The organism is Sphingomonas sp. (genome assembly GCF_017745215.1).
Classification (GTDB): Bacteria; Pseudomonadota; Alphaproteobacteria; order Sphingomonadales; family Sphingomonadaceae; genus Sphingomonas.
The window spans coordinates 68129-93160 of record NZ_JAGHZV010000009.1; the positions used below are offsets into that span (position 1 = coordinate 68129).

26 protein-coding genes are annotated in these 25032 nt (G+C 69.3%); 16 read left to right on the forward strand and 10 right to left on the reverse strand.

Annotated features, from left to right (window positions below; translation table 11 throughout):
- Positions 1–92: 92 nt before the first annotated feature.
- The 9 genes from J7495_RS11340 (at position 93) to J7495_RS11380 (ending at position 10020) form a co-directional block, all read left to right on the forward strand.
- Positions 93–1127, forward strand: coding sequence for a flagellar motor switch protein FliG (locus tag J7495_RS11340; RefSeq protein ID WP_294056611.1), 1035 nt, complete (start codon positions 93–95; stop codon positions 1125–1127).
- A gap of 16 nt (positions 1128–1143) precedes the next feature.
- Positions 1144–1797, forward strand: a complete 654-nt coding sequence (locus tag J7495_RS11345) for a FliH/SctL family protein (protein WP_294056612.1) — start codon at positions 1144–1146, stop codon at positions 1795–1797.
- Positions 1798–2049: 252 nt separating this feature from the next.
- On the forward strand, positions 2050–3663 hold the full coding sequence (fliF, locus tag J7495_RS11350; protein WP_294056613.1) for a flagellar basal-body MS-ring/collar protein FliF: 1614 nt from the start codon (positions 2050–2052) through the stop codon (positions 3661–3663).
- 18 nt (positions 3664–3681) lie between these two features.
- Positions 3682–4032: a flagellar motor switch protein FliN gene (gene fliN / locus J7495_RS11355; protein ID WP_294056614.1), complete on the forward strand. Its 351-nt coding sequence runs from the start codon at positions 3682–3684 to the stop codon at positions 4030–4032.
- Positions 4032–5366: a sigma-54 dependent transcriptional regulator gene (locus J7495_RS11360; protein ID WP_294056615.1), complete on the forward strand. Its 1335-nt coding sequence runs from the start codon at positions 4032–4034 to the stop codon at positions 5364–5366. The genes fliN and J7495_RS11360 overlap by 1 nt, the downstream gene beginning before the upstream one ends.
- The gene (locus J7495_RS11365; RefSeq protein ID WP_294056616.1) at positions 5363–5536 is read left to right on the forward strand and encodes a hypothetical protein; all 174 of its coding nucleotides are present in this window, start codon (positions 5363–5365) and stop codon (positions 5534–5536) included. The genes J7495_RS11360 and J7495_RS11365 overlap by 4 nt, the downstream gene beginning before the upstream one ends.
- On the forward strand, positions 5536–7617 hold the full coding sequence (gene flhA / locus J7495_RS11370; RefSeq protein ID WP_294056617.1) for a flagellar biosynthesis protein FlhA: 2082 nt from the start codon (positions 5536–5538) through the stop codon (positions 7615–7617). Before J7495_RS11365 ends, flhA begins: the two co-directional genes overlap by 1 nt.
- A 103-nt stretch (positions 7618–7720) precedes the next feature.
- A complete protein-coding gene (locus J7495_RS11375) occupies positions 7721–9343 on the forward strand; it encodes a flagellar hook-length control protein FliK (RefSeq protein WP_294056618.1) in 1623 nt (540 codons plus the stop codon).
- A gap of 11 nt (positions 9344–9354) precedes the next feature.
- The gene (locus J7495_RS11380) at positions 9355–10020 is read left to right on the forward strand and encodes a flagellar hook assembly protein FlgD (RefSeq protein WP_294056619.1); all 666 of its coding nucleotides are present in this window, start codon (positions 9355–9357) and stop codon (positions 10018–10020) included.
- 369 nt (positions 10021–10389) lie between these two features.
- Here J7495_RS11380 and J7495_RS11385 read toward each other — a convergent pair whose 3' ends face one another.
- The 7 genes from J7495_RS11385 to J7495_RS11415 all read right to left on the reverse strand — a co-directional run bounded on the left by J7495_RS11385 (position 10390) and on the right by J7495_RS11415 (position 15426).
- On the reverse strand, positions 10390–10725 hold the full coding sequence (locus tag J7495_RS11385; RefSeq protein ID WP_294056620.1) for a hypothetical protein: 336 nt from the start codon (positions 10723–10725) through the stop codon (positions 10390–10392).
- A 131-nt stretch (positions 10726–10856) separates the two neighbouring features.
- Positions 10857–11273 (reverse strand): hypothetical protein, encoded by a 417-nt coding sequence (locus J7495_RS11390; protein ID WP_294056621.1) that lies wholly within the window; start codon positions 11271–11273, stop codon positions 10857–10859.
- 166 nt (positions 11274–11439) lie between these two features.
- Positions 11440–12297, reverse strand: coding sequence for a flagellin (locus J7495_RS11395; protein ID WP_294056622.1), 858 nt, complete (start codon positions 12295–12297; stop codon positions 11440–11442).
- Between the two features lie 343 nt (positions 12298–12640).
- A complete protein-coding gene (gene flgH, locus J7495_RS11400) occupies positions 12641–13390 on the reverse strand; it encodes a flagellar basal body L-ring protein FlgH (RefSeq protein WP_294056623.1) in 750 nt (249 codons plus the stop codon).
- A gap of 51 nt (positions 13391–13441) precedes the next feature.
- A complete protein-coding gene (gene flgA / locus J7495_RS11405) occupies positions 13442–13876 on the reverse strand; it encodes a flagellar basal body P-ring formation chaperone FlgA (protein ID WP_294056624.1) in 435 nt (144 codons plus the stop codon).
- Positions 13876–14658 (reverse strand): flagellar basal-body rod protein FlgG, encoded by a 783-nt coding sequence (gene flgG, locus J7495_RS11410; protein ID WP_294056625.1) that lies wholly within the window; start codon positions 14656–14658, stop codon positions 13876–13878. Before flgG ends, flgA begins: the two co-directional genes overlap by 1 nt.
- Before the next feature lie 27 nt (positions 14659–14685).
- Complete coding sequence (locus J7495_RS11415; protein WP_294056626.1) at positions 14686–15426, reverse strand: flagellar hook-basal body complex protein; 741 nt, start codon at positions 15424–15426, stop codon at positions 14686–14688.
- A gap of 114 nt (positions 15427–15540) precedes the next feature.
- Between J7495_RS11415 and J7495_RS11420 the strand changes: the two genes are divergently transcribed.
- From J7495_RS11420 to J7495_RS11440, 5 genes are all read left to right on the forward strand, one after another.
- A complete protein-coding gene (locus J7495_RS11420) occupies positions 15541–16086 on the forward strand; it encodes a flagellar basal body-associated FliL family protein (protein WP_294056627.1) in 546 nt (181 codons plus the stop codon).
- 68 nt (positions 16087–16154) lie between these two features.
- Entirely contained in the window at positions 16155–17189 is a 1035-nt protein-coding gene (gene fliM / locus J7495_RS11425) for a flagellar motor switch protein FliM (RefSeq protein ID WP_294056674.1), read from the forward strand.
- Positions 17186–17581 carry a DUF6468 domain-containing protein gene (locus J7495_RS11430; RefSeq protein ID WP_294056628.1) on the forward strand — a complete coding sequence of 132 codons (396 nt, stop codon included), beginning with the start codon at positions 17186–17188 and terminating at the stop codon, positions 17579–17581. The genes fliM and J7495_RS11430 overlap by 4 nt, the downstream gene beginning before the upstream one ends.
- The gene (locus J7495_RS11435; RefSeq protein WP_294056629.1) at positions 17578–18126 is read left to right on the forward strand and encodes a hypothetical protein; all 549 of its coding nucleotides are present in this window, start codon (positions 17578–17580) and stop codon (positions 18124–18126) included. Before J7495_RS11430 ends, J7495_RS11435 begins: the two co-directional genes overlap by 4 nt.
- Positions 18127–18610: 484 nt before the next feature.
- Positions 18611–19006: a GIY-YIG nuclease family protein gene (locus J7495_RS11440; protein WP_294056630.1), complete on the forward strand. Its 396-nt coding sequence runs from the start codon at positions 18611–18613 to the stop codon at positions 19004–19006.
- Between the two features lie 192 nt (positions 19007–19198).
- Here the strand turns inward: J7495_RS11440 and J7495_RS11445 are convergent, their stop codons facing one another.
- Complete coding sequence (locus tag J7495_RS11445; protein WP_294056631.1) at positions 19199–19612, reverse strand: hypothetical protein; 414 nt, start codon at positions 19610–19612, stop codon at positions 19199–19201.
- 83 nt (positions 19613–19695) lie between these two features.
- Between J7495_RS11445 and J7495_RS11450 the strand changes: the two genes are divergently transcribed.
- The gene (locus J7495_RS11450) at positions 19696–20031 is read left to right on the forward strand and encodes a hypothetical protein (RefSeq protein WP_294056632.1); all 336 of its coding nucleotides are present in this window, start codon (positions 19696–19698) and stop codon (positions 20029–20031) included.
- Entirely contained in the window at positions 20031–21857 is a 1827-nt protein-coding gene (locus J7495_RS11455; protein WP_294056633.1) for a hypothetical protein, read from the forward strand. The genes J7495_RS11450 and J7495_RS11455 overlap by 1 nt, the downstream gene beginning before the upstream one ends.
- Before the next feature lie 151 nt (positions 21858–22008).
- Here J7495_RS11455 and J7495_RS11460 read toward each other — a convergent pair whose 3' ends face one another.
- Both J7495_RS11460 and J7495_RS11465 read right to left on the reverse strand, forming a co-directional pair.
- On the reverse strand, positions 22009–22917 hold the full coding sequence (locus J7495_RS11460) for a flagellin (protein WP_294056634.1): 909 nt from the start codon (positions 22915–22917) through the stop codon (positions 22009–22011).
- 11 nt (positions 22918–22928) lie between these two features.
- Positions 22929–25028: a flagellar basal body rod C-terminal domain-containing protein gene (locus J7495_RS11465; RefSeq protein ID WP_294056635.1), complete on the reverse strand. Its 2100-nt coding sequence runs from the start codon at positions 25026–25028 to the stop codon at positions 22929–22931.
- Positions 25029–25032 lie beyond the last annotated feature (4 nt).

Consider the following 25032-nt stretch of genomic DNA (forward strand, 5'->3'; position numbering starts at 1 on the left):
CGCGCCGTCTTCGCTCCTCCAATTCTATAATAGAGGAGACGCACCTCACACGTACGTACGCGGGTGCAATTTTCTGCGAGGGGAAACAGCAGATGTCGATGATGGCGCCGGTGATCGAACCGGCCGAGCTGAAGAAGTACAGCGGGGCGCAGCGCGCCGCGGCGCTGATGCTGGTGCTCGGCAAGGAACATGGCAAGCCGATCTGGGACCAGCTCTCGATCGAGGAAGTGAAGGAACTCTCCTCGACGATCGCATCGCTGGGCCGCGTGCCTTCGGAGATCGTCGATCATCTGCTCGTCCAGTTCAGCAGCGAAGTCTCGAGCATGGCGTCGATGCACGGCAGCTACGAGAGCGCAGAGCGGCTGCTCCACGGCATGCTGCCCGAGGGCAAGGTCCGCGAGATCATGGAAGACATCCGCGGCCCCTCCGGCCGCACGATGTGGGACAAGCTCTCGAACGTCTCCGAGACCGTGCTCGCCGGCGCGCTCAAGCAGGAATATCCGCAGACCGTCGCGGTGATCCTCTCCAAGCTCCGCTCGGACCATGCCGCGCGCGTGCTCTCCGAGCTGCCGCGCGACTTCGCGACCGACGTCATCCTGCGCATGCTCCGCATGGACACCGTCCAGAAGGACGTGATCAACCAGGTCGAGCAGACGCTGCGCACCGAGTTCATGACCAACCTCTCGCGCTCGCAGAAGCGCGATCCGCATGAATCGATGGCGGAGATGTTCAACGCGCTCGACCGCGCGACCGAGGAGGCGATGCTCGCCGCACTCGACACCAAGGCGCCCGAGAGCGCCGAGCGCATCCGCGCGCTGATGTTCACCTTCGAGGACCTCGCCAACCTGCTGCCGGCCGCCGTCGCGGTGATCGTCCGCAACGCCGACAAGCGCCAGATGGCGCTGGCGCTCAAGGGCGCGCCGGAAGGCCTCAAGCAGCTGTTCTTCGGCGCGATGACCGAGCGCGCGGCCAAGCTGATGCGCGAGGACATGTCGGCGATGGGCCCGATCCGCGCGCGCGATTGCGAGGAGGCGCAGTCGGGCCTCGTGCGGCTCGCCAAGGTCCTGGCGGACCGCGGCGAGATCCTGCTCGTCGATCCCAAGAGCGACGATGCGATGATCCTCTGAGCGGGACGGACCGACCATGCAGCACATTCAGCGTTTCGCCTTCGACCGCATCTTCACCGCTCCGCCGCCGGGGATGCCCAAGGATCTCAACGAGGACGCGCTCCTCGAACTCGCAGCGCTGCGCGCCGAGATCGCCGCGCTGCGTGCCGACAGCGAGACCCAGCTCGCCATGGCGCGCGCCGAGGCGTTCGAGGCCGGGCTCGCCCAGGCCCGCGCCGAGCGCCAGACCGCGCTGCTGAACGCTGTCGACGCGCTTCAGGCGGGGATCGAAGTGATCGACGCACAGTTCACCGAAGTGCAGGATCGCCTCTCGGGCGAAGCCACCGAGGCCGCGGTCGCGGCGGCGGACCTGCTGGCGGCGCGCGCGCTCGAGCTGGCGCCCACCGCGGCGATCGACGATGCGATCGGCCGCGCGCTCAGCCAGGTCGCGCGCGGCACCGAGCTGCAGGTCCGCGTCCACCCCGACATCGCCGAGGACGTCGAGGCGTGCATCGCCGCGCGCCAGGCGATGGACCGGCGCCGGCTCAACCTCACCGTCCAGCCCGACGCGACGCTCGCGGTCGGCGACGCGCGGATCTGCTGGGAAGCCGGCGGCTTGGCGCTCGACGCCGCGGCCCGCCGGGCGGCCGTGGTTTCCGAGCTGGAGTCGCTGCTGCCGAAGGCGGGCTGAGGTTCGGAATTCAGAATTGCCCCAAGGAAGCCGGGCGGGTCGCGGGACCTGCCCGGCTTTTTCGTTTTGCCCTTCCCCACACCAAAGTCGAAGTGACGGCCCGCCAAGAGAACGGCCGCAGCTAAGGGAAAACCGAACCCGCCCCCAGCTAGGCAATATTTTCCCACCCGGCAGAAGCTGCCGCCCACCCCCGTCCTATAATGCACTCAAAGGGGCGATTTCCGCTCCCGCAGCTTAACGGACGAGACGCACTTGGAAGCGATCCGCAACTTCGCCACCCAGCTGGGTACCAAGCGGCTGATGATGATGGGAGGCGTGGCGCTCGCCCTGCTTGCCGCGCTCGCCTTCGTGGCGACGCGCGCCTCGAACCCGCAGATGGGCTTCCTCTTCACCGATCTCGATCCGGCCGCCGCACAGGCGATCACCGAGAAGCTGAAGGCGCAGAACATCGACTATCAGCTCTCGGCCGACGGCAGCTCGGTGCTCGCCCCGCAGGACAAGCTCGCCGAGCTCCGCATGGAGCTGGCGAACGACAAGCTCGGCGGCAAGATCGGCTATGACGTGCTCGACCAGGAGCAGCCCTTCGGCGTCTCCGCCAGCCGCGCCAAGATGAACGAGACGCGCGCCATCGAAGGCGAGCTCGCCAAGTCGGTCCAGACCATCCAGAACGTCAGCACCGCGCGCGTCCACATCGTGATGCCCGAGCGGGCGATGTTCGACAACGAGACCCGCAAGGCCACCGCCGCCGTCACGGTCAAGACCAAGGGCCGCCTCCCTGCAGAGTCGGTCGCGGCGATCCGCTACCTCGTCTCCTCCTCGGTGCCCGACCTCTCGCCCGAAGCCGTCTCGGTGATCGACCAGACCGGCGCGCTGCTGGCGCGGGCGGGCGATCCCGGCGAGGCCGGCGCGAGCGACGCCGACGAGCGCCAGGTGCAGATCGAAAGCCGCCTGCGCGACCAGGTCGAGGCGCTGCTCGCGCCGATCGTCGGCGAAGGCAAGGTCCGCGCCGAAGTCTCGGCGCAGATCGACCGCGACCAGACGCGCGAGGAAGCCAACACCTTCGATCCCGACAAGCAGGTCATCTCGCACCAGGTCACCGTCGAATCGGGCGACCAGAACGACGAGACCGATCCCTCGACCCCGAGCACCTCGGTCTCGAACCAGCTGCCCGACGCGCAGGGTTCGTCGAGCACCCCGGGCGGCACGCGCAAGACCGCGAGCACGCAGAATTCCGAAGACACGACCTACGACAACAGCTCGACCCACACGGTGACGCTGCGCGCGCCGGGCAAGGTCACGCGCCTCTCGGTCGCGGTGATGGTCGACGGCGGCCCCAAGGGCCTGTCGCAGCCCAAGATCGAGCAGCTCCAGCGCCTCGTCGAGAATGCCGTGGGCATCGACACGCAGCGCGGTGACTCGGTCGTGGTCGAGAGCATGCCCTTCGCCCCCGCCGACGCCGGCGCGGATGCGAGCAGCGGCTTCCTGTCGCAGCTGCCGATGGACAAGGTCTGGGGTCTCCTCCAGCTCGTCGTGATCGGCGTGGTCGGCCTGGTGGCGCTGCGCATGCTCAAGCCCAAGCCCTCGCCCGACGCGCACGTCGAGCATGTGATGCTCGCCGACGGCGGCACGATCAGCGCCGAGATGAAGGCGCTCGTCGAGCGCGCTGCCGACGGCGATCCCGAGGCCCAGGCCCAGCTCGAGGCGCAGCGCGCCGAGGACGGCCAGGCGCCCCAGCTCGATCACGAGATCGCGCTCGCCCAGGTCGACGGCAAGATCAAACTCTCCGCCCTTCGCCGCATCGGCGATGCGGTCGCCGCGAGCCCGCCCGAGGCGGCTTCGGTGATCCGCCAATGGATGAACGCTTAATCCCCGATTGGAGTCCCCATGGAAATCGATCCCCACGGCATCGTTCCCGCTGAATCCGACCAGAATGGTCCGGTCCTCGAGGACTTCGACGCCGATCCCTTCAACCTCGGTGGCGCGACCACCCAGGTCGACGGACTGGATGCAGTCCACGACGTTCCGGTGAAGGTGCAGGCCGTGCTCGGCCGCGCGCGGATGCCGGTCGGCCAGCTGCTCCAGCTCGGCACCGGCACCGTGGTCGAGCTCGATCGCCGCGTCGGCGAGCCGGTCGACATCTTCGTCAACGATCGCCTCATCGCCCGCGGCGAAGTGGTGCTGATCGACAATGCGCTCGGTGTGACGCTCACCGAGATCGTGCGGCAGGACGCCTGATGGCTGGAACGATTCGAATGCTGCTGGTCGGGGGCCCCGGAAGCGCCTTTCGCGAGGCTGCCGAGCTCGCCCGCGACGCTGGCGCCGAGGCCGCGATGGCCAACGACATCGAGGAAGCGATGAGCCTGCTGCGCGAGCGCGGCGGCGACCTCGCGATGATCGACGTCGAGTGCGACGTGCCGGCCTTCATGGCGAGCCTGAACGCCGAGCGTTTCACCCTGCCCGTGCTCGCCTGCGGCGTCGGCGCGACCGCCGAACAGGCCGTCGGCGCGATCCGCGCGGGTGCCCGCGACTACGTCCCCTTGCCGCCCGAGCGCGAGCTGATCGCCGCGGCGATCGCGTCGGTGATCGCGCACCGTGCGCCCGCCCGCATCGGCGACGCACCGTCCTTCGCTCGCGCGATCTCGCTCGCCGAGGCCGTCGCACCGAGCGGCGCGCCCGTGCTGATCTCGGGCGAGCCGGGCTGCGGCAAGGAAAGCGTCGCGCGCCGCATCCATGACGCTTCGCGCCGCACCGGCCCGATGGTCACCGCCGAATGTTCGGGCGTCGCCTCCGAAGTCCTCGAATCCGAGCTGTTCGGCCATGAGGCCGGCGCCTTCCCCGGCGCCGCCGCGCGCCGCATCGGCCGGCTCGAAAAGGCCCGCGCGGGCACGATCGTGCTGCGCGAGGTCTGCTCGCTCTCGCCCGCGCTCCAGTCGCGGCTGCTCTCGGTGCTCGACGATCGCCGCTTCAAGCGTGTCGGCGGCGACGAGCCGCTCGCCTTTCAGGCGCGGCTGATCGCCACCACCACCAGCGACCTCGAGAGCCGCGTGCGCGAAGGCACCTTCCGCGCCGACCTGCTCGCCAAGCTCGGGCTGGTCCGCATCGAAGTTCCGCCGCTGCGCGCCCGCGCCGAGGACATCGCGCTGCTCTCGACTCATTTCGTCAAGCGCATCGCCGAGAACGACGGCGTCCACGAACGCCCGATCGGCGAAGCCGCGCAGGCGTTGCTCGCCCGCTATCCCTGGCCGGGCAACGTCCGCGAGCTGGAGGACACGATCCACCGCGCGATGCTGCTCGCCCGCGGCCGCGAGATCGCGCCTGGCGACCTGATCCGCAGCGACGGCACCTCGCTCGCCGACGCGATCCAGGCCGCGACCCCGCGCTTCGAGGTCGAGAGCCTCGTCGGCCACACGGTCGAGGAAGTCGAGCGCGAGCTGATCCTGCAGACGCTCGAGCGCTGCCACGGCAACCGCACCTCGGCCTCGAACATCCTCGGCATCTCGGTGCGCACGATGCGCAACAAGCTGCGCAGCTTCATGGAAGCGGGCATCCCCGTCTCGCCCGCGGCATGACGCAGGAGACGACGCCCCCCGACCAACCGGCCTCGCGCCCGGTGCGCCCGATGCGCATCCCGGGCGTGAGCCGCACCCTGCTCACCCCGGAGACCGGCCCGCGCCCACGCGCGGGGATCGGCTTTCCCCGGATCGTGATCGACCCCAGCAAGACTGAAGGCGACGATTGATGCCCCCGGCCGTGCTCAATTTCCTGCAGAAGATCGGCGCCAACCGCGACCTCGCGCTCGCCGGCGGCGTGATCGCGATCATCGCGATGCTGATCCTGCCGATCCCGCCGTTCATGCTCGACCTGGGGCTGGCGCTGTCGATCACCATCTCGGTGATGATCCTGATGACCGCGCTGTTCATCGAGAAGCCGCTCGAGCTCTCGGCCTTCCCGACGATCCTGCTCGTCTCGACGATGCTGCGGCTCGGCCTCAACCTGGCCTCGACGCGCCTGATCCTCGGCCATGGCCATGAGGGTCCCGACGCCGCCGGCGGCGTGATCGGCGCGTTCGGGGAGTTCCTGATGGGCGGCGAGACCGTCATCGGCCTCACCATCTTCCTCATCCTGATCATCATCAACTTCGTCGTCATCACCAAGGGCGCGGGGCGCATCGCCGAAGTCGCGGCGCGCTTCAGCCTCGACGCGATGCCCGGCAAGCAGATGGCGATCGACGCCGACCTCTCGGCCGGCATGATCGACGAGACCCAGGCGCGCGAGCGCCGCGCCGAGATCGAGGCCGAGAGCGGCTTCTACGGCGCGATGGACGGCGCCTCGAAGTTCGTGAAGGGCGACGCGATCGCGGCGCTGATCATCACCGCGGTCAACATCGTCGTGGGCCTCGGCCTCGGCGTGATCGAGCATGGCGTCCCGCTGGCCGAGGCGTTCCGCACCTACACCGTGCTGACCGCCGGCGACGGCCTCGTCAGCCAGATCCCCGCGCTGATCGTCTCGACCGCGGCGGGCCTGCTCGTCTCGAAGGGCGGCGTGAAGGGCAAGACCGGCTCGGCGCTCGGCGAGCAGCTCGGCCGCTATCCCAAGGCGTTCGGCATGGTCTCGTTCCTGATGGGCGCGCTCGCGCTCATGCCGGGGCTGCCGTTCGTGCCGTTCGCCGCCTTCTCGGCCGCGTCGGGCTATGCCGCCTGGTACATGAGCAAGAAGGCCGCCCAGCGCCAGCGCCTCCAGGCGACGCTGGAAGCGCAGGAGAACGCCAAGGCCGCCACCGTCGAGCAGCCGATCAGCCAGACGCTCGCGATCGACGCGGTGCGCATCGAGATCGGCTATGCGCTGCTGCCGATGGTCAACGACGAGCAGCGCGAGCCGCGCCTCGACGACCAGGTCCGCGCGCTCCGCCGCCAGATGGCGACCGATTACGGCTTCGTTCTCCCCTCGGTCCGGATCATCGACAACATGGGCCTCAAGCCCAGCGAATATGTCATCACGATCAAGGAGACCGAGGCGGCGCGCGGCGAGATCCGGCTCGACAAGCTGCTGCTGATCAATCCCGGCGGCGGCCCGGCGGGCCTGCCCGGCGACGTCACGCGCGAGCCGGTGTTCGGCCTGCCCGCGCTGTGGATCGACCGCGAGCTGCGCGACGAGGCGAACTTCCGCGGGCTCACCGTGGTCGATTGCGGCACGATCATCACCACGCACCTCACCGAGCTGGTGAAGGAGAACATCGCCGACATGCTCTCCTACACGGAGACGCAGAAGCTGCTCACCGAAGTCCACAAGGAATCGGAGAAGCTGGTGGCGGACATCGTGCCCTCGAAGGTCTCGATCTCGAGCGTGCAGCGCATCCTCCAGAACCTGCTCTCCGAAGGCATTTCGATCCGCGACATCCCGACGATCCTCGAAGGCATCGCCGAAGCCGCGCCGCACACGACGAGCCTGACGCAGATGACCGAGCACGTCCGCGGCCGCCTCGCCCGCCAGATCAGCGCCAGCCAGACGCGCGGCGAAGCGATCCCGGTGGTGACGCTCTCGGCCGAATGGGACGCGGAGTTCGGGGAGTCGATCGTCGGCATGGGCGACGACCGCCAGCTCGCGATGGCGCCCTCGGCGCTCCAGCGCTTCATCGCCCAGGTCCGCGAGACCTACGACCGGCTGGCGCAGGACGGCGAGATCCCGTGCCTGCTCACCAGCCCGTCGCTGCGCCCCTTCGTCCGCTCGATCGTCGAGCGCGTGCGGCCCGCCACCGTGGTGCTCTCGCAGAACGAGATCCACGCCCGCGCCCGCATCCGCGCGCTCGGTTCGATCGGCTGAGGGAAAGCGCCTGCAAAAAACGGGTTCGAAACGACCGCCGGGGCGCATGAGCGCTCTATAATGGAAGGGAAGCGGCCCCACGGGCCGAGCTAGAGATGCCTGCATGAACATTTCAGCGATCGGCCTTCCCCTGGATTTCGCTGCCAACGGCGCGCCCAATTCGGGCACGCTGCTTCCCGGCTTCGCGACCGCACTCGACGCGGCGATGACCACGCCGGGCACCCCTCCCCTCGCCTCGACGCAGGCGCCCCAGGCCGGGATGCTGGGCCAGGGCCCGATCCAGGCCCAGGTCCAGACCCAGGTCCAGGCCCAGGTTCAGTCGATGCCGGGCCTGCCGCTGCTCGCTACTGCGACGACCACCGGCGCGGCCCAGCAGCAGCAGCCGACGCCCCCCACCGCGATCGCCGCGGTGACGCAGGTCCCCGCCGCGATCGCCGCGCAGGCCGACGCCGTCGTCGCCGTGCCGGCTGAGCCGCGGCCCGCCGCCCCAGCCCTTTCCTCCACCGCAGCCCAGCCGGCGTCGACCGCCCCGGCCGCTGCCGTCGCGACCCCGCCGGCCGCCGACGCGGTGGAGGCACCCGCCCAGCCGGTCGCCCAGCCCGTCGCCGACGAGACCGTCGCGACGCCGGCGATCGTCCAGGCCGAGCCCGCGCCGCTCGCGCAGGTGCCGGCCAAGCCTCTCCCTGCCCCTCCGCAGGCGCAAACGGCCGCCAAGCCCCAGGCGACGCCGGCCGATCCCGCCGCGCCCGTCGTCGAGACCGTCGAGCAGGTCGCCCAGGCCCCGGCCAAGCCCGCCGTCGAACAGCCGACTGCCAAGCCCGCTCGCGGCCAGGCCCGCGCCGAGCGCGAGACCAGGCAGGACTCCGCCCCGGTCGCGACCGCGCAGGCCGGCACCGTCATCCTGCCCCAGCCGTTCCAGGCGCCCGAAGCCGCCGCGCCCGCGCGCACGATCGATCCGCAGCAGCAGGGCGCCAAGCCCGGCGCCGCCGCGACCCAGCCGGCCGTGACCGTTGCCGCCGCGGCGCAGGCCACGCCTGCCGCGCCCGCCCGCACCGTCGCCCAGGCTCGCGCGAACGTCGCAGCCGCCGAAGGCGATGCCGACAAGCCGGCGGAGAAGAACGACTTCGCCGCGGCGCTCGCCGAGACGCCGGTCGCCGCCGCCCAGCCGCGCGCCGCTTCGCCACTGCCGAGCCACGCCGGCCAGAACCAGCAGCAGCCCGCCCCGCTCCAGGCCCAGGCCGCCGGCGCGCAGTCGCAGCAGGCCGCGGCCGCGCAACACGCCGCCGATCCCACGATCAACGCCCAGCCCGGCCATGTCGGCAAGGCGCTCGGCGCCGAGATCGCGCGGAAGATCGAGAACGGCGAGGATTCGCTCAACGTCCGCCTGAACCCGGTCGAGCTCGGCCGCGTCGACGTCAAGATCGCCTTCGACGACAATGGCACGCTTCGTGCCACCGTCCGCACCGAGAGCGACGGCGCGCTCGCGCTGCTCAAGGGCGACGGCGGCGACCTCAGCCGCTCGCTCGACCAGGCCAGCGTCCGCACCGACGCGCAGAGCCTGCGCTTCGAGATGCGCAGCGGCAGCGACGGCAGCCAGGCCGGCGGCCAGCGCCAGCCCCAGCAGTCCAACGGCTATCGCGCCATGGGCGCCGAGGCCGACACGTCCATCCCCGACCCCGTCTATCGCCCGCTTCGCGGCGATAGCCAGGTCGACCTGATCGCCTGAGGAACATCCCCATGACGTCCGTGACCAGCACGCCCACGACTGCGCCGACCAGCAACACCTCGCAGGCGGGCGCCGCCAGCACTGCGCTCGACGCGAACTTCGACATGTTCCTGAAGCTGCTGACCGCGCAGATGCAGAACCAGGATCCGCTCGATCCGATGGACACTGCGCAGTACACCCAGCAGCTGGTGCAATATTCGCAGGTCGAGCAGTCGATCGCGTCGAACAAGAACCTCGAATCGATCCTCGGCGCGATGGGCGCGCAGGACCTCGCGCAGGCGACCTCGCTGATCGGCCACAAGGTTACCGTCGACTCCGCCATGTCGGGCCTCGGCGACGAGCCCGCGCAGTGGAACTGGGCGGCGCAGCGCGGCACGACCCAGCTCGTCGCGACGATCAGCGACATCAACGGCAACGTCGTCGACAAGCGCACGATCGACAGCAGCGGCGCCAAGGGCACCTTCGAGTGGGACGGCAAGCTGAGCGACGGCACCACCGCCGATCCGGGCGCCTATACGCTGGCGCTGACCGCGACCGATGCGAGCGGCGCCGACGTGCCGATCGACTATGCGGCGGTTGGCACCGCGACCGCTGTCGAGCGGATCAACGGCGTGGTGAACGTCATCATCAACGGCGTCGGCACGCCGCTTTCGATGGTCCATTCGGTCAAGGATTGATCGGATCCGGGTGCGGTTTTTGCGGGCCTCGCCCCGCGGCCGGCCCTCTGATCCTCTATAATGAAATCAAGGAAGCGCGTCGCACGATCCCCCTCGCAAGCGCGCTATCCCTTGACGGCAGCCGGCCTCCGGCCCGCTCGTCCGCTACGGCAGGCCGGAATTCCCTCCCGGCCTGCCGTTTGCGTTTCTGGGGGGATCGATCGCTACACCGTCATCCCGGCGAAAGCCGGAGCCCAGGGCAGCAGGCGATATCGCTCGTGGCCCTGGGCTCCGGCTTTCGCCGGGATGACGCTTGAGGGCACAAGAAAACGGCCACGGCGAAGCTCGCCGTGGCCGTCCTTCAACCCCGCTTCGAAACCCCTGAAACCCTCAGCCCACCGCCGTCCGCTGCGCCTGGGCGAGCTGCACCACCGTGCCGCCGCTGCGCGCGACGCCGTTCGCCTCGCGAACCTCGAACCGCTCGGGCATGCAGCCCGGGATCTGCGCCGGCGCGGCGAGCACCGAGATGCACTCGGCGATCGCCGGATCCTCGACCGTGCCGATCGTCTCCTCGACGTCTTCCTCGGTGAGGCCCGGCGTGCGGCGCAGGCGATCCGCGGCAGCCGCCCAGAGCAGCCTCGCGTCGTGTACGGTGAGCGTGAATGTTACGTCGAACGCCGTGGACGAGCCACCCGATGTGTTACGAACATCACCCACAACCATCATTGTCGGCTCTCCCATCGAGTCCACGGCGCGATCCCCAAATGCCCGATCGTCATCGTCGCACGCCATTCGGGAACAGCCCCCTAGGGGTTTTCCCTGAGTCTCGCCTGGGCTGGCCGGCGATCGGCCCAAGCTCAGTGGACCCGTTCTTCGGCGCGCCGCGCCAGCTCGCGGCCATGCGCGGCGACAAGGTTCAGCTCGGCGTAGAGGCGGTCCCAGAACGGCGCCGGAATCTCCAGCGGCTGGCGGCCCGGCTGCGCGAGCTGCAGTGCCGCGCAAGGCTCGAGCTTCAAACTGATGCAGGTGCCGAAATTTCCGTCGACATGCTCGTCCGGCAGCGGATGCGGCACGGCAAGCCGTGCCGACATGATGTAGGCGGCAAGGACGTCGGCGCCATAGGCGTCGAGCAGCGCGCGCTCGCGCGTGGGCGCGTCGGGGCGCTCGAGCACCACCAGAGCCCCGTCGGGATGACGATCGACGCTCACGCGTAGCCGCGAGCCGAATGCGTCGGTGATTTCTCTGATGCGGGGAAACACCCGGTCCTCCTCCATTACATTATAGCGGAGCCGTGATGACGGGACCGCGACAAGGGCCAAAAAGGCCCCCGCGCAAAAACGTCCGAACTGGTCATAAAGGCGCAAAAAAAGAGGCCGGGATGGTTTCCCATCCCGGCCCCCGTCACGGCCCGCCTCCAGGGAGCAGAGGCCGGCCTTGTCCTTAACGGAACAGCGACGTGATCGTCTGCGGCGCCTGGTTGGCGATCGACAGAGCCTGAACGCCAAGCTGCTGCTTGACCTGCAGGGCCTGCAGACGCGCCGACTCCTTCGCGAGGTCGGCGTCGACGAGGTTGCCGATGCCGCTCTCGATGACGTCCGACAGCTTGCCGGTGAAGGTCTGCTGCGCGTCGATCTTGCGACCCGCCGCACCCAGCGTGCTGAGGCTCGTCTTCAGGTTGTTCTGCGTGGTGGTGATCGTGTCGATCATCGCCTGCGCATTCGCCTGCGAGCTGATGTCGCCCGAAGCCGAGATCGTGACAACCGAACCACCGAGGTCGAGGCCCTGGTTGGCCACGCTCAGCGAGTCCGGGTTCCACGTCGTCGCCGACGAGGTGTCCGAGTCCTGCAGCGACTGGAGAGCAGTCACGGTGCCGCCCGAGGCCTTCAGCAGGTTGGTGCCGTTGAAGTCCGACGAGTTGACGATCGTGGTGATCTGGTCACGCAGAGCAACGAAGTCGTTGTTCAGCGCCGTGCGGGTCGAGGAGTCGATGCCAGCGTCGGCCGACTGGTAAGCCTTGGCCTTCATCTGGTTGACGACGTCCGAGATCTGCTCGGCACCGGCGGTGGCAACGTCCACAACGCTCTTGGCGCGCGACAGCGAGCTGCTGACGGCCTTGAGGCCGCCCATGTCGCCGCGAAGGCCCTGAGCGATGGTGTAGGACGCCGAATCGTCCTTGGTCGACGACACAGACAGGCCGGTGTTGATGCGGCTCTGGACCTGCGACATGTCCTTGTTGGTCGAGTTCAGGCTCTGGAGAGCCGCCATCGCGCCGACATTGGTGTTGACGGAGAAACCCATGATACTTTCCTTCTAGGATGGATGACCGCTTCTGCGGCCTGGACTGGATGCGCCGGCCCGCGGCAGTCGGAAGTCCGCCTGCCTACTCATTGTGGAAAGGAATCCGGGGCGGCCAAAATTATCGTGGGAATTTTGATGGTTAGCAGCCAGTTAACGTTGAATACGCGTTTCCCCCATGCGCAAACGGGCGGGAAGGCAAAGCCCTCCCGCCGTTGCGGTTTTCTGGTGATTTCTTTCGAACTTTCCTGAGCCGTCACCCCGGCGAAAGCCGGGGCCCAGGGTCAAGCAGGACGTCGCTCGTGGCCCTGGGTCCCGGCTTTCGCCGGGATGACGGCCAGGTTCCTCAGAACGGGAACAGCGCGTCGTAGATCTGCTGGCCCCAGCGCGCCTGCTGCGCGTCGGTCAGCTGCCCCTTGCCGCCGTAGATCACGCGCGCCTCGGCGATCTTGCTGTGCTCGATCGAATTGTCGCGCTCGATGTCCTCGGGGCGGATGATGCCGGTGATGATCAGCTCGCGCATCTCGAAGTTCACGCGGACTTCCTGGCGGCCGCGGATCAGCAGGTTGCCGTTGGGCATCACCTGGGTGACGATCGCCGCCATCGTCATGTTGATCGTCTCGGAGCGCGTGGTCTGCCCGCCGCCCGAATATTTCGAGCCCGAGTTGGTCTCGAGCGCGGCGCTGGCATTGGCGCCGAGGATCTTCTCGACCGGCTTGATGCCCAGCAGCCCGCCCAGGCCGCCGCTCTCGCTGCCGCCGCGCGTGCGCGTGGTGTTGTTGCCGAAATCGGCCTTGTCGGCGATGTTGATCTTGATCGTCAGGATGTCGCCGACCTTGCTCGCGCGCTGGTCGCGGAACAGCGCGCCGGCGCCGGTGCGGAACAGCGACGCGGTAGGCGCCGCCTGCTGCGCGGTGGTCGGGCGGGGACGACCCTCGCGATCGGCGGGCGCGGCGAGCGACGGCTCGAGCTCGGGCGCGTCGACCGGCTGGATCTCGGACAGCTGCGGCGCCTTGCCGACGGCCTTGAGCCGACCGACCGCGCCGCAACCCGACAGCATCGCGCCGAGCGCGATCACAGTGACAATCTTCTTCATACGCTTAACTCCTGCTCCCTAGGAGGCGAATAGTTCGGCAGCGTCGGCCCCTCAGGGGATGCGGACGCGCACGGTTCCCGCAGCCTCGGCGACGCCGTCGAGCGTCCGGCTGGTGGTATCGGTGACGACGCGGACCGGCGCGCCGGCCGCGGCATCGTTGAGCGCCCGCCCGGCAGCGGTGATCACCATCGTGCCGCGGACGACGCGGATGGTAACCGGATCGCCGCGGTGGACGAGGCGCGGCGTCACCACATCGGTACGCCGCACGACCGAGCCGGCCATCAGCGCACGCGAGGCTTCCATGCCGCCGGCCTGGTTGGGGTCGAGCGCGCCGCGCGCCTGGGCGGGCTCGCGCGCTTCGAAGGTGAAGTCGCCTGCCTCGATGCGGTCGCCGCGCGCCACCGGATGGGCGAGCACGGCGACCTGCACGCCCTCGCCTTCCGGCGCGGCGGCGGCGAGCAGCGCGAGCGCGAGGACGACCGACATCAGCGCAGCTGGCTGGTCGTCGCCAGCATCTCGTCGGCGGTCTTCACCACGCGGCTGTTCATCTCATAGGCGCGCTGCGCCGTGATCAGCGCGGTGATTTCGGCCACCGGGTTGACGTTCGAGGCTTCGACGAAGCCCTGCTGCAGCGTGCCGAGGCCCGGCTCGCCGGGGTTGGCGACGGTCGGCTGGCCCGACGCGGACGTCTCGAGATAATAATTGTCGCCCTGCGCCTCGAGGCCCGACTCGTTCATGAAGGTGGCGAGCTGGAGCTGGCCGACCGTCTGCGGGTTGGGATCGCCGGCGATCTTGACCTGGACTTCGCCGGTCTTCGAGATCGTCACGTCGGTCGCGCCCTGGGGAATCGTGATCCCCGGCTGCACCGGATAGCCCTCGGCGGTGACGAGTTCGCCCTGGTCGGACGGCTGGAAGGCGCCGTCGCGGGTATAGGCGGTCTCGCCCGACGGCAGGGTGATCTGGAAATAGCCCTTGCCCTGGATCGCGACGTCGAGCGGATTGTCGGTCTGGTGCAGCGCGCCCTGCTCGAGGATGCGATACACCGCGCCGGTCTTCACGCCGGTACCGATCTGGATGCCCGAGGGCGCCTTGGTGTCGGGGCCGGTCGCGCCGCCGGGGCGCTGGACCTGTTGGTACAGCAGGTCATGGAACTCGGCGCGCTGGCGCTTGAACGCGGTCGTGTTCATGTTGGCGATGTTGTTCGAGATGACGTCGACGTTGGTCTGCTGCGCGAGCATGCCGGTCGCGGCGATCGAGAGGGTACGCATGATTTCGTTCCTTCCTCAGGGAATGGTTCAGCCGAACTTGCCGAGCTGTTCGATCGCGCGCTTGCGCAGGTCGGACATCGAGTTGGAAAGCTGCTGGCTCATCTGATAGGCGCGCAGGATCTCCACCATGTCGGTGGTTTCGACGATCGGATTGACGTTGGAGCCTTCGATGCCGCCCGACTTGATCTTGGTCTTGTCGGCGGGAAGCTCGGTGCCGGCCTGGCCCGAATAGAGGCCGTCGCCGCGCGGATCGACCGAGCCTTCGTCGCCGAAGACCGTCACCGCGATGCGGCCGAGCGGGCCGCTCTTGCCCGAGACGGTGCCGTCCCCGCCGATGCTGAGGTTGCCGGCTTCTTCCGGCGGGACGCTGATCGGCTTGCCGCCCTCGCCGAGGATCTTCTGGCCGCCCGCGGTGACGAGGTCACCGGCGTCGTTGACCTTCAGATAGCCCGCGCGCGTATAGGCGGTGCCGCCGCCCGGCGCCTCGACCGCGAAATAGCCGGGCCCGTCGATCATCACGTCGAGCGGGTTCTGGGTCACCTCGAACGAGCCCTGCGACGCATCGTGGACCGCGCCGTAATCGAGCACGAACGAGGTCTTCTTCGCCGGCTCGACCGCGGATGCGGTATTTTCCACATATTCGCGGAACACGGGCGCCTCGCGCTTGAATCCCGCCGTGCTCATGTTGGCGAGATTGTTCGCGGAAACGTCCATGCGCCGCCTCAACGCCGTCTCCTGGCTCAGCAGAACATAGGATGCGATGTCCAAGGCGAGTGCCCTCTTCAATTTTGCGGCACTAGGCAGAAATTGCCGAGTACCATCCTATAATAGAGGAAAATCCGCGGCGGGCGTTTCCGGCGCGCGAATATCGAAAGGCACCGGATGTCGCCCGAGATCGTCGAAGAAGCTGAACTGCCCGCGCTCGCGCCTGGCGCGCCCGCGCCCGCGAAGAGCAAGAAGAAGCTGATCATCATCGGCGCGGCCGCGGCGGTAGTGCTGCTCGGCGGCGGCGGCGCCGGCTATATGGTCATGGCCGGCGGCGCGCCGACCGACGCCAAGGCCGAGGCCGCGCACGCCAAGAAGGAAAGCAAGGGCCATGGCGAAGGCGACGGCAAGGAAGGCGAGGCCGCCTATATCGACGTGCCGCCGATGGTGGTGAACCTGCGCTCGCCCGACGGCGGCTCGCACTTCCTCAAGCTGCACTTCAACTTCGTGCCCGGCCCCGCCGGCGACGAGGCGACGATCAAGGACAAGCTGCCGCTGGTGCTCGACAGCTACCAGCCCTTCCTGCGCGAGCTGCGCCCCGAGGACCTTTCGGGCTCGGCGGCGGTTTTCCGCGTCAAGGAAGAGCTGATGCGCCGCACCACTGCCGCGCTCGGCCCCGACGTCGTCAGCGACATCCTGATCCAGGACCTGGTGCAGCAATGAGCGACGATTTCGAAGATTTCGACCTGCCGAACCCGCCCGCGCCGGCGGCGGCGCCGGCCGGCGACCCGCTGATCGACGATTTCGACGATTTCGCGCTGCCCGAACCGCCGATGGCCCCGCTCGGCGGCGGCGACGGCCGCTTCGACCAGTCGGACATCGACGCGCTGTTCGGCGACTTCGGCCCTGTCGCCAAGAAGTCGGGCCTGCGCGCGATGATCGAATCGCGCGTCATCAGCCACGAGCGCCTGCCGATGCTCGAAGTGGTGTGCGACCGCGTGGTCCGCGCCTTCGCCGGCTCGATGCGCAACCTCACCTCGGACGCGATCGACGTCAGCCTCGAGGAAGTGACCTCGACGCGCTTCGGCGAGTTCGTGAACCGCATCGCGCTGCCCGCGATGATCGGCGTGTTCAAGGTCAAGGAGTGGGAAAGCTACGGCATCGTCACGGTCGACTCCGGCCTGATCTACGCCGTGGTCGACGCGCTGCTCGGCGGCCGCGGTGGCGGCCAGCCGATGGTGATCGACGGCCGCGCCTTCACCACGATCGAGACGCGCCTGGTGGCGCGCATGCTCGAGCTCGCGCTCAACGATTTCGCCAGGGCCTTCGAGCCGATCGAGCCGATCACCATCGCGCTCGAGCGCATCGAGACCAACCCGCGCTTCGCCGCGATCGCCGGCACCTCGAACATCTGCGCGACCGCGGGCTTCCGCGTCGACATGGACGATCGCGGCGGCAGCTTCCAGCTGCTCCTGCCCTACGCCACGCTCGAGCCGGTGCGCGACAAGCTGCTCCAGCGCTTCATGGGCGAGAAGAGCGGCCGCGACAGCATCTGGGAGGCGCACATGGTCTCCGAAGTCCGCAAGACCAACGTCGACGTCGACGTGGTCCTCGGCGAGAAGGCGATGCCGCTGGCGGCGCTGCGCTCGCTGGAAGTGGGCCAGACGATCGCGCTCGACCGCGGTCCCGACGATGCGCTCGACCTCGCCTGCGGGGGCGTCCGCCTCGCGCGCGCGCAGATCGGCCAGCGTTCGGGGCGCGTCGCGGTGCGGCTTGTCTCGCCAGTCTCGAAGGAAGCCAAGGAAGCCAAGGGAGCCCGGGCATGAGCATTTCCATCACGGCCAACATCCTGACGATGATCTTCTGCGCCGCGGTGCTCGTGCAGAGCATGCGGATGATGCGCAACCTTCGCACCGTGAAGGACGGCGCGCTGACCCAGGTGGTCACCGCGCTCGAGAAGGCGACCACCGAGGCGCGCAGCGTGCTGTTCGACCTCAAGACGACGCTCAGCAGCGACTGCATGGTCAACGCCAAGCTGGTCGAGGAAGCCCGCTCGCTCCGCGACGAGCTGCAGACGATCGTCAGCCTCGCCGACGGCACCGCCGAACGGCTGATCGCCGCGGTCGGCGCTGCCAACGAGGCGCATGGCGCCCAGGGCGAAGGCGACATCCTCCCCGAGACCCACGACGAAACCAAGACCGACCAGGTGACCGCATGATCGCCAAGCCTTCGCTCCTGATGATGACTGCGCTCGTCGCGGGCGTCGCCGCCGTCGCCAATGGCGTGGCCGCGGCGACCCCCACCGAGCAGCAGGACAGCAGCGGCTCGAACACGCGCCTCGGCAACGAGATCGCGCAGGACCTGAGCGCCCGCGACCAGGCCGCGGCGCAGCGCAAGCGCTCGCTCGACATGCGCGAGCAGGCCGCGGCGGCTGCCGAGGCGCGGCTCAAGGCGGAGGCCGACGCGCGCGCCAAGGCGCCCGGCGGCGCCAACGGCCCCTCGCCCGAGGATGCGCAATACGACGATCTCGCGCGCATCTACCAGGCGATGAAGCCGGCGAAGGCCGCGATCGTCTTCGAGCAGCTGTCGATGGAAGTGCAGATGAAGGTCGCCAAGCGGATGCGCGCGAACTCGACCGCGGCGATCCTGGGCGCGATGACGCCGAAGGGCGCGGCTGCGCTGAGCATGGCGCTCGCCCGCGGCAGCGTCCCCCCGCCCCAGCCCGCTGCGGCGCCGGCGGCCGGGCGTACGGCGCGGCGATAATAACTCTCGAACGTACTCCGCTTCCCAAACACCCCACCGTCATCCCGGCGAAAGCCGGGACCCAGGGCCACGAGCGACATCGCCTGCTGCCCTGGGTCCCGGCTTTCGCCGGGATGACGGTTGTAGTGGGGAAGCCGGCGTGGGTTGAGCCCGCTCCGATAGCCTCAGCGCCGAACGCCTCCCACCGCCGCGCAGTACGCCCGGCGGCCGGCGCCGCAGTGGGCGGGGACGCTGCCGCGAGCGTGGAAGATTGAGCTGATCGAGCGGGATAATCCGCAGTGGCGGGATCTCGCCGAAGACTATGGATTCCCGCCGCTCCCCAATCCCGAACCCTCATCAACCAATCCCCCAACCGTCATCCCGGCGAAAGCCGGGACCCAGGGCCACGAGCGACACAGCTTGCTGCCCTGGGTCCCGGCTTTCGCCGGGATGACGGCTTTTTTTGGTTATTGCGACCAAGAGAACATTGTGAGAACTTCCTGGTATGGACAAGCTTCCAGCCGTCTATATCGTCGCGAGCCGACCTAACGGTACGCTCTATACCGGCGTGACCTCAGACTTGCTTGGACGCATCCATCAGCATCGCGAAAAGACGTTCCGCGGATTCACCGCGGAGCACGACGTCAATCGGCTGGTATGGTTCGAAATTCATCATGAGATGGAGCCCGCCATCATCCGCGAGAAGCGGATCAAGGAGTGGCGACGGGCGTGGAAGATTGAGCTGATCGAGCGGGATAATCCGCAATGGCGGGATCTCGCCGAGGATTATGGCTTCCCGCCGCTCCCAAAGCCCAAAAAACCGTCATCCCGGCGAAAGCCGGGACCCAGGGCAGCAGGCGATGTCGCTCGTAGCCCTGGGTCCCGGCTTTCGCCGGGATGACGATGTAGGAGTTGGACGTCAAAGAGGCTATTTGGAAATGCGCCATTCAGCGCATTGCGGCACCAGCCCGCTCCCCCACCCGGCCTTCCAACGGCAGTATTCTATGGGAGGCCGGGTGGGGGGCGGGCTGGTGCCGTCTCGAAATGCGCTCTTCCGCGCATTTCCAAACGGGCTCTAAGTGGTGACCGCCCCTCAGCGGTGCGCCGAGACCTCGACCACCAGCACGCGCGACACGCCCGGGTCCAGCTTGTGGAGCGTCTGCGTCATCGCTGCGTCGAGCGCCTTGGCGTCGACCGCGCGCAGTGCCGACACTTCCAGCCGCGCGAACTCGATGCCCGCCGCGACCGCGCTCGCGCGCAGCGCCGGCATCGTGCCCTCGATCCGCTTGGCGGCCTCGGGGTTGGCCGCCTGGAGCACCAGCTTGAAGTGCAGCACGCCCGAGACCAGGCCGCTGTCGACCACCGGCACGTCGACCTCGGTCATCGGCACGAGGTTGAGGCCCGCCGCAGCGTCGCCGCCGCCGCTTCCCCCGCCCGAGGCATAGGCGCCATTGCCCGGCAGCAATACGGCCGAGGCAAGGAGCACGGCCGCCAGATGCAGTCGCACAATCTGTCTCCACTTGTCCCTTGGGCCGGCCCGGCGCCGTCCCTTCCTTCTATAATAGAAGGAGTGAGGGCCAGGAGGATCATTTGAGCCACGATCAACGCCCCGCGCGGATGCGCGTGGTCGGCAATCAGGCGCAGCAGCAACAGCAGCAGCGCCGCAGCGACGATCCCAACGCACCCGGCCAGGCAGGCGCGGGGCAAGCCGGCGCGCCCGGAAAGGCCGGTGCCGCGGGGGCCGTCGCCAGGGGGGCCGCCGCCGGCAAGGGCGGCGCGGTCGCGGGCAAGGCCGGTGCCAAGGGCCAGGCCGCCGCTGCCGCCGCCTCGGGCGTGCCGCTGCTCGCGGTCGGCCTGTTCCTGCTCGCCTGCGCGGCGGGCGGGTTCGGCGCGCTCTACCTCCTTCGCATGCTCGGCGTCGCCTGATGCGCATGCTCCTGCTCGCCAGCGCCGCCGCCACCGCAGCGCATGCCGCCGCGCCCGCTCCGCAGCCGGCGTCCACGCCGGCGCCCGTCGTCTCGCCCACCCCGGGTCCGACGCCCTCGCCCGGCGCCAATTCCGAGGCTGCGGCGGACGACCAGCCGCACCTCCCGACCCTCCCGCCCTTCGCCGCGACGCTCGCGCAGATGGCGCCGATCGCCGGGCCCGGCGGCTGGCAGGGCACCACCGGTACCCAGGCGTGGCACGCGCTCGCCACCGTCGCGCCCGACCAGCGCCAGGCGACCCGCTGGCGCTATGCCCTCGGCCTGATCGGCGGCGGCTTCGCGTCCGAAGCCTTGGGCGTGCTCGACGTGATGCTCGCCGACGAGGCCGACCTCGCGCTGGTGCCGAGCTTCCAGCTCGCGCGCGCCGCGACGCTGACGATGCTCGGCCGCGGCCGCGACGCCGCGCCGGTCCTCGCCGCCGACGGCCTTGCCGACAATCCCGAGGCCTGCGCCTGGCTGATCCGCGCCTTCATGGCCGCCGGCGCCGCGCAGGACGCGATGAACACGGTCAAATGCGCCCTGCCCGCGATCAACGCGCGCCAGGGCGCGGCCCGCAAGCCTTTCCTGATGGCCGCGATCAAGGCCGCGCTCGGCGCCGGCCAGAACAAGCAGGCGATCGCCTGGCTCGCGCTGGTGCCCGACCGCGACGGCGACGCGAACGTGCTGCGCGGCAAGGCGCTGCTCGCCAATGGCGACAAGGCCGCGGCGCGGCTGCGCTTCGAGCGCGCGGCGAAGGACAAGGATCCCGAGGTCCAGGCCGGCGGCCGGCTCGGCCTGGTCGAGACTGCGCTCGCCGCGAACCTGATCAAGCCCGAGGACGCGATCAACCAGCTCGAGGCGATCCGCTTCAGCTGGCGCGGCGGCGATGTCGAGGCGCAGGCGCTGCGCGACGAGCTCCGCCTCGCCACCGCGGCGAACGACTTGCCGGGCGAGCTCCGCGCGGGTTCGATCCTGTTCCGCTATTTTCCCGCGGGCCCCGACACCGGGCCGATGATGGCGCAGCTTCAGCAGGCGCTGGTCGGCGCGCTCGCGCCCGGCAGCAAGGTGCCGCTCACCGACGCGGCCGGCCTCTATTGGGAATATCGCGACCTGGGCCCGAGCGGCGCCGAGGGCGACGCGCTGGTGCTCCGCCTCGCCGATCAGCTCCAGCAGGCCGGGCTCTACGCCCGCGCCGCCGAGCTGCTCGGCTATCAGCTCGAGCAGCGCGCGAAGGACGTGGCGCAGGGCCCGCTCTCGGTGAAGGTCGCTGCGTTGGAGATCATGGCCGGACGGCCCGAGCGCGCGATCGACGCGCTGCGCACCACCGAGCAGCCGAGCTACACCGATCAGATGCGCTGGGACCGCAAGCGGATGGAAGCCGTCGCGCTCGCGCAGCTCGGCCGCACCGATGCGGCGCGCGCCGCGCTCGACGGGGTGCCCGATGCCGCCGCGGTGCGGGCGGAGATCTCGTGGCGCGCCAAGGACTGGAACGGCTTCGTCGCCGACAGCGAGGGCGCGTTGCCCGGCAAGGCGGTGAACGACGCGCAGCGCGCGATGGTGATCCGCCACGCGATCGCGCTGGCGATGCTCGGCCGCGAGGACAAGCTGCGCGTGCTCGGCGCGCGCTACGGCGGGGCGTTCGCTGGCCAGCAGGGCGAGGAAGCGTTCAAGATGCTCACCGCCGGCATGGGCGCGGTCGACCCGGGCAAGCTCGGTGCCGCGCTCGCGGCGCTGCCGGCGGCCAACCCGCCGGCCTCGATCGGCGACCTGCTCGACGCGGGGACCTGAGGGTCCCCGCTGACTCACACTTTCAGCGAACCAGAAACGTCATCCCGGCGAAAGCCGGGACCCAGGGCCAAGCAAGACGTCGCTTGTGGCCCTGGGTCCCGGCTTTCGCCGGGATGACGACTTGTAGGATCGAGCGTCGGCTTCCCGCGCCTCAGCGCAGGAAGTTCACCAGGCTCAGGCTGCTCAGCTGCGAGAACACCGAATAGCTCGCCTCGAGCACGGTCTTCTGCTGCGCGAGGTCGATCGCGACCTGGCCCAGGTCGGCATCCTCATTGTCCTGGATCACCTGGTTGAGCAGCGTGGTGCGCTTGTCGCCGCGCTCGGTGAGCGTCTCGATCTGCGACTGGTTGTGGCCGTTGCTGGCGTTGGCGGTGGCGATGTCCGCGATGCCCGGGTCGAGCTGCGCGACGGCCTGCTTGAGCGCGTCGAGCTGCGCCGCCGTCGGCTGCGCCCCGATCGCCCCGCCCTGCGCGAGCGTCTGGAACGCCGAATAGAGGTTCTTGCCGAGATCGCTCGCCCCGATTCCATACGTCATGTCGGTGTGCTCGGCGACACGCGCAGTCGAGCGGATGTTGTCGTCGCTGAAGGCTGACGACGCAGGCATGGTCGCGGCGTCGGCGAGCTTGGTCGGCGCGAACGGCGGGTTGCTCTGCGAGCCGCTGAACAGAGGCACGCCGCCTTCCGACGCGTTGAGCGTGGTGCGCAGCTGCTGGAACGCGCCCTCGATCGTCTCCTGCAGGCCGGAGCTGTCGCCGGTGCCGATCACGGTCATGATCCGCTGCTTCAGGTCGGTGATCGAGTCCTGGAGGCCCTCGATATTGCCCTGGTAGAGGTCGAGCGTGGTGCCCACGCGCTTGCTCACCGCCGAATTGGCTTCCTGGCGCGCGAGCATCGTGTGCGCCGAAAGGTTGCGCACCGCCTCGGTGCCGAGATCGGCGAAGTCCGACGCCTTCTTGCCGGTATCGAGCTGCGCCTGGGTGTTGGCGAGGTTGGTCTGCGCGCGCGAAATGGCCTGGGCCATCGTACGCTGGAGCGGAATGGTTGCGACGCGATCGAACATGTCTTGCTCCCTCAATTCACCATCGCCAGCAGCGAATCGTACATTTGCGTGGCGGTCGAGATCACCCGCGCCGCCGCGGAATAGCTGTTCTGGAGCACGACCATCTGGGCGAGCTCCTCGTCGATGTTGACGCCCGAGAAGCTGTCGCGCCGGTTCACGGCGTCGTCGAGCCGCGCCGAGCTGTCGCTCTTGCTGTCCTTCGCCTGGCTCGCCTCGAGTCCGGTCTTGCCGAGCAGGCCGGCAGTGAAGCGCTCGACCGTGGTGACGCCGTCCTTGCCGAGATCGACCGTGGCGGCGAGCTTGTCGACGAAGCCGGTAGCGCCGCGCGTGTCGTTCGCGCCGACCGCCTTGGTGCCGATCGCGGCACTGTCCTGGAACTGTGCCAGCGGCAGCTTCGAGGAGTCGCCGTTGATGTCCTGGCGCACCTGCGCGCTGTCGAGCCCGCTCGACGCGCCGGTGAGCCCCATCAGGTCGGAAAGCGACCGGCCGGTGCTGCTGCGCTCGGTCGAATCGACCGGTGTCGAGAGCACGGCACCGCTGACGCTCGCCGCCGGCGTGAAACGCATCCGCCCGCTGGTATCGAGCGAGAAGCTGCCGAAGCTGCCGAGCGGGCTGCCGTTCAGGCTGTTGACGATGTCGCCGAAGGTGCCGCCGGTCGTCGGCTGCAGCGTGTAGCTGCCGAGCTTGCGCCCGGTCGAATCGCGCAGCACGAATTGGGTGGTCTCGCCGGTGGTGAAGCCGTGCGGATCGCTGGTGTTGAAGCCCGAGGGCACCAGCGTGCTGGTGTCGCTGCGCACCACGTCGTTGAGCCCGAAATATTGCGAGACGCCCGCGCCGGCGCGCGCGCTGGGCGCATTGGCATCCTGTGCGACGACGACGCCGTTGCCGCTGCTGGCGGCCGAGATGCTCAGCGTCCCGTTGGTGAAGCTCGCGGTCGCCGTACCGCCCAGGCCGGCGTTGATCGCATTGACCATGTCGTCCACCGTCGCGGTCGGGCCGAGCGCATCGAAGTCGACGCTGGTCTTGGCAACGAGCGTGCCGTCGGCCTGGGTGACCGCGAAGGTCGCCTTGCCGGTGAAGCCCAGCCGGTCGCTGCCGGTCAGACCGGTCGAGCGGCCGGTGAGCGTGTTGGGGGGCGGCGCGGTGGTGTTGGCGTTCGACGCCGCGTTGAGCGACTCGGCGAGCGCGGTGAAGGCGACGCCCAGCTGCTCGCTGAACTGCGGCAGCGCGCGGTCGCGCAAGTCGAGCAGCCCGCCCAGCTTGCCGCCCACCGCGGCGGAATCGATCTTGTCGCCCGTCGCAGCGCCCGGCGAACCGTCGGCGTTGGCGAAGCGGATATCGATGTCGGGATAGGTCGCCTGGTCGACGCCCTGGCCCGGCGGCGTGTAGGAGAGCTGGCGCAGCCGTTTGTCGAGCAGCACCTGCCCGTTCGCGCTGTCGATCGTCACGCGGCCGTCCGACTGGTCGCGCACGGTGACTGCCATCAGCCCGCTGAGTTCCTGGATCGCGCTCATTCGCTGGCCGATCGCGCCATTGGCGCTGGCATTGCCGCCACCCGACTTGACGATCGTGTTGTTGAGGTCGTTGATCCGCTGGAGCAGGCTGTTGACCTTGTCGACGGTGAAGCCGACTTCGGATTCGACGTCGCTGCGCAGCGAGCTGACGTCGCCCTTGAGCTGCTGGAGCGAGTTGATGCCGTCCTGCACGTCGGCGGTGAACTGCGCGACGGTCTGGGCGTTGCCGCCCGCGCCGGTCATCGCAGTGGCCGAAGCCGTGATCGCGTCGAGCCGCGCCGGCAGTCCGGTCTTGGAGCCGGGCTCGCCGAGCAGCGCCTGGAGGCGGTCGAGATAGGAGGACTGGACGTCGGCGCGCCCCGAATCCCCGGCGCGGCGGTAGACCGTCGCTTCGAGGAACCGGTCGGCCACGCGGGTCGGCTCGCCCACGACCACGCCGTTCACCTGCCCCCCGGTCACCGAGGTCGAGAGACTGACGCGCTCGCGGGCGTAACCCGCCGTGTTGACGTTCGCGATGTTGTTCGAGACCGAGCGGAGCCCTGCCTGCGCGGCGGCCAGTCCGCTGACCGCCGACGAGAGGATGTCGTTGAGCGCCATAACC

Excerpts from the sequence above, each read along its gene's own strand:
- J7495_RS11340 (WP_294056611.1), top strand. The coding sequence starts at position 93 with ATGTCGATGATGGCGCCGGTGATCGAACCGGCCGAGCTGAAGAAGTAC.
- J7495_RS11345 (WP_294056612.1), top strand. The coding sequence starts at position 1,144 with ATGCAGCACATTCAGCGTTTCGCCTTCGACCGCATCTTCACCGCTCCG.
- fliN (WP_294056614.1), top strand. The coding sequence starts at position 3,682 with ATGGAAATCGATCCCCACGGCATCGTTCCCGCTGAATCCGACCAGAAT.
- J7495_RS11360 (WP_294056615.1), top strand. The coding sequence starts at position 4,032 with ATGGCTGGAACGATTCGAATGCTGCTGGTCGGGGGCCCCGGAAGCGCC.
- J7495_RS11365 (WP_294056616.1), top strand. The coding sequence starts at position 5,363 with ATGACGCAGGAGACGACGCCCCCCGACCAACCGGCCTCGCGCCCGGTG.
- flhA (WP_294056617.1), top strand. The coding sequence starts at position 5,536 with ATGCCCCCGGCCGTGCTCAATTTCCTGCAGAAGATCGGCGCCAACCGC.
- J7495_RS11375 (WP_294056618.1), top strand. The coding sequence starts at position 7,721 with ATGAACATTTCAGCGATCGGCCTTCCCCTGGATTTCGCTGCCAACGGC.
- J7495_RS11380 (WP_294056619.1), top strand. The coding sequence starts at position 9,355 with ATGACGTCCGTGACCAGCACGCCCACGACTGCGCCGACCAGCAACACC.
- J7495_RS11385 (WP_294056620.1), bottom strand. The coding sequence starts at position 10,725 with ATGATGGTTGTGGGTGATGTTCGTAACACATCGGGTGGCTCGTCCACG.
- J7495_RS11390 (WP_294056621.1), bottom strand. The coding sequence starts at position 11,273 with ATGGAGGAGGACCGGGTGTTTCCCCGCATCAGAGAAATCACCGACGCA.
- J7495_RS11395 (WP_294056622.1), bottom strand. The coding sequence starts at position 12,297 with ATGGGTTTCTCCGTCAACACCAATGTCGGCGCGATGGCGGCTCTCCAG.
- flgH (WP_294056623.1), bottom strand. The coding sequence starts at position 13,390 with ATGAAGAAGATTGTCACTGTGATCGCGCTCGGCGCGATGCTGTCGGGT.
- flgA (WP_294056624.1), bottom strand. The coding sequence starts at position 13,876 with ATGTCGGTCGTCCTCGCGCTCGCGCTGCTCGCCGCCGCCGCGCCGGAA.
- flgG (WP_294056625.1), bottom strand. The coding sequence starts at position 14,658 with ATGCGTACCCTCTCGATCGCCGCGACCGGCATGCTCGCGCAGCAGACC.
- J7495_RS11420 (WP_294056627.1), top strand. The coding sequence starts at position 15,541 with ATGTCGCCCGAGATCGTCGAAGAAGCTGAACTGCCCGCGCTCGCGCCT.
- J7495_RS11430 (WP_294056628.1), top strand. The coding sequence starts at position 17,186 with ATGAGCATTTCCATCACGGCCAACATCCTGACGATGATCTTCTGCGCC.
- J7495_RS11435 (WP_294056629.1), top strand. The coding sequence starts at position 17,578 with ATGATCGCCAAGCCTTCGCTCCTGATGATGACTGCGCTCGTCGCGGGC.
- J7495_RS11440 (WP_294056630.1), top strand. The coding sequence starts at position 18,611 with ATGGACAAGCTTCCAGCCGTCTATATCGTCGCGAGCCGACCTAACGGT.
- J7495_RS11455 (WP_294056633.1), top strand. The coding sequence starts at position 20,031 with ATGCGCATGCTCCTGCTCGCCAGCGCCGCCGCCACCGCAGCGCATGCC.
- J7495_RS11460 (WP_294056634.1), bottom strand. The coding sequence starts at position 22,917 with ATGTTCGATCGCGTCGCAACCATTCCGCTCCAGCGTACGATGGCCCAG.
- J7495_RS11465 (WP_294056635.1), bottom strand. The coding sequence starts at position 25,028 with ATGGCGCTCAACGACATCCTCTCGTCGGCGGTCAGCGGACTGGCCGCC.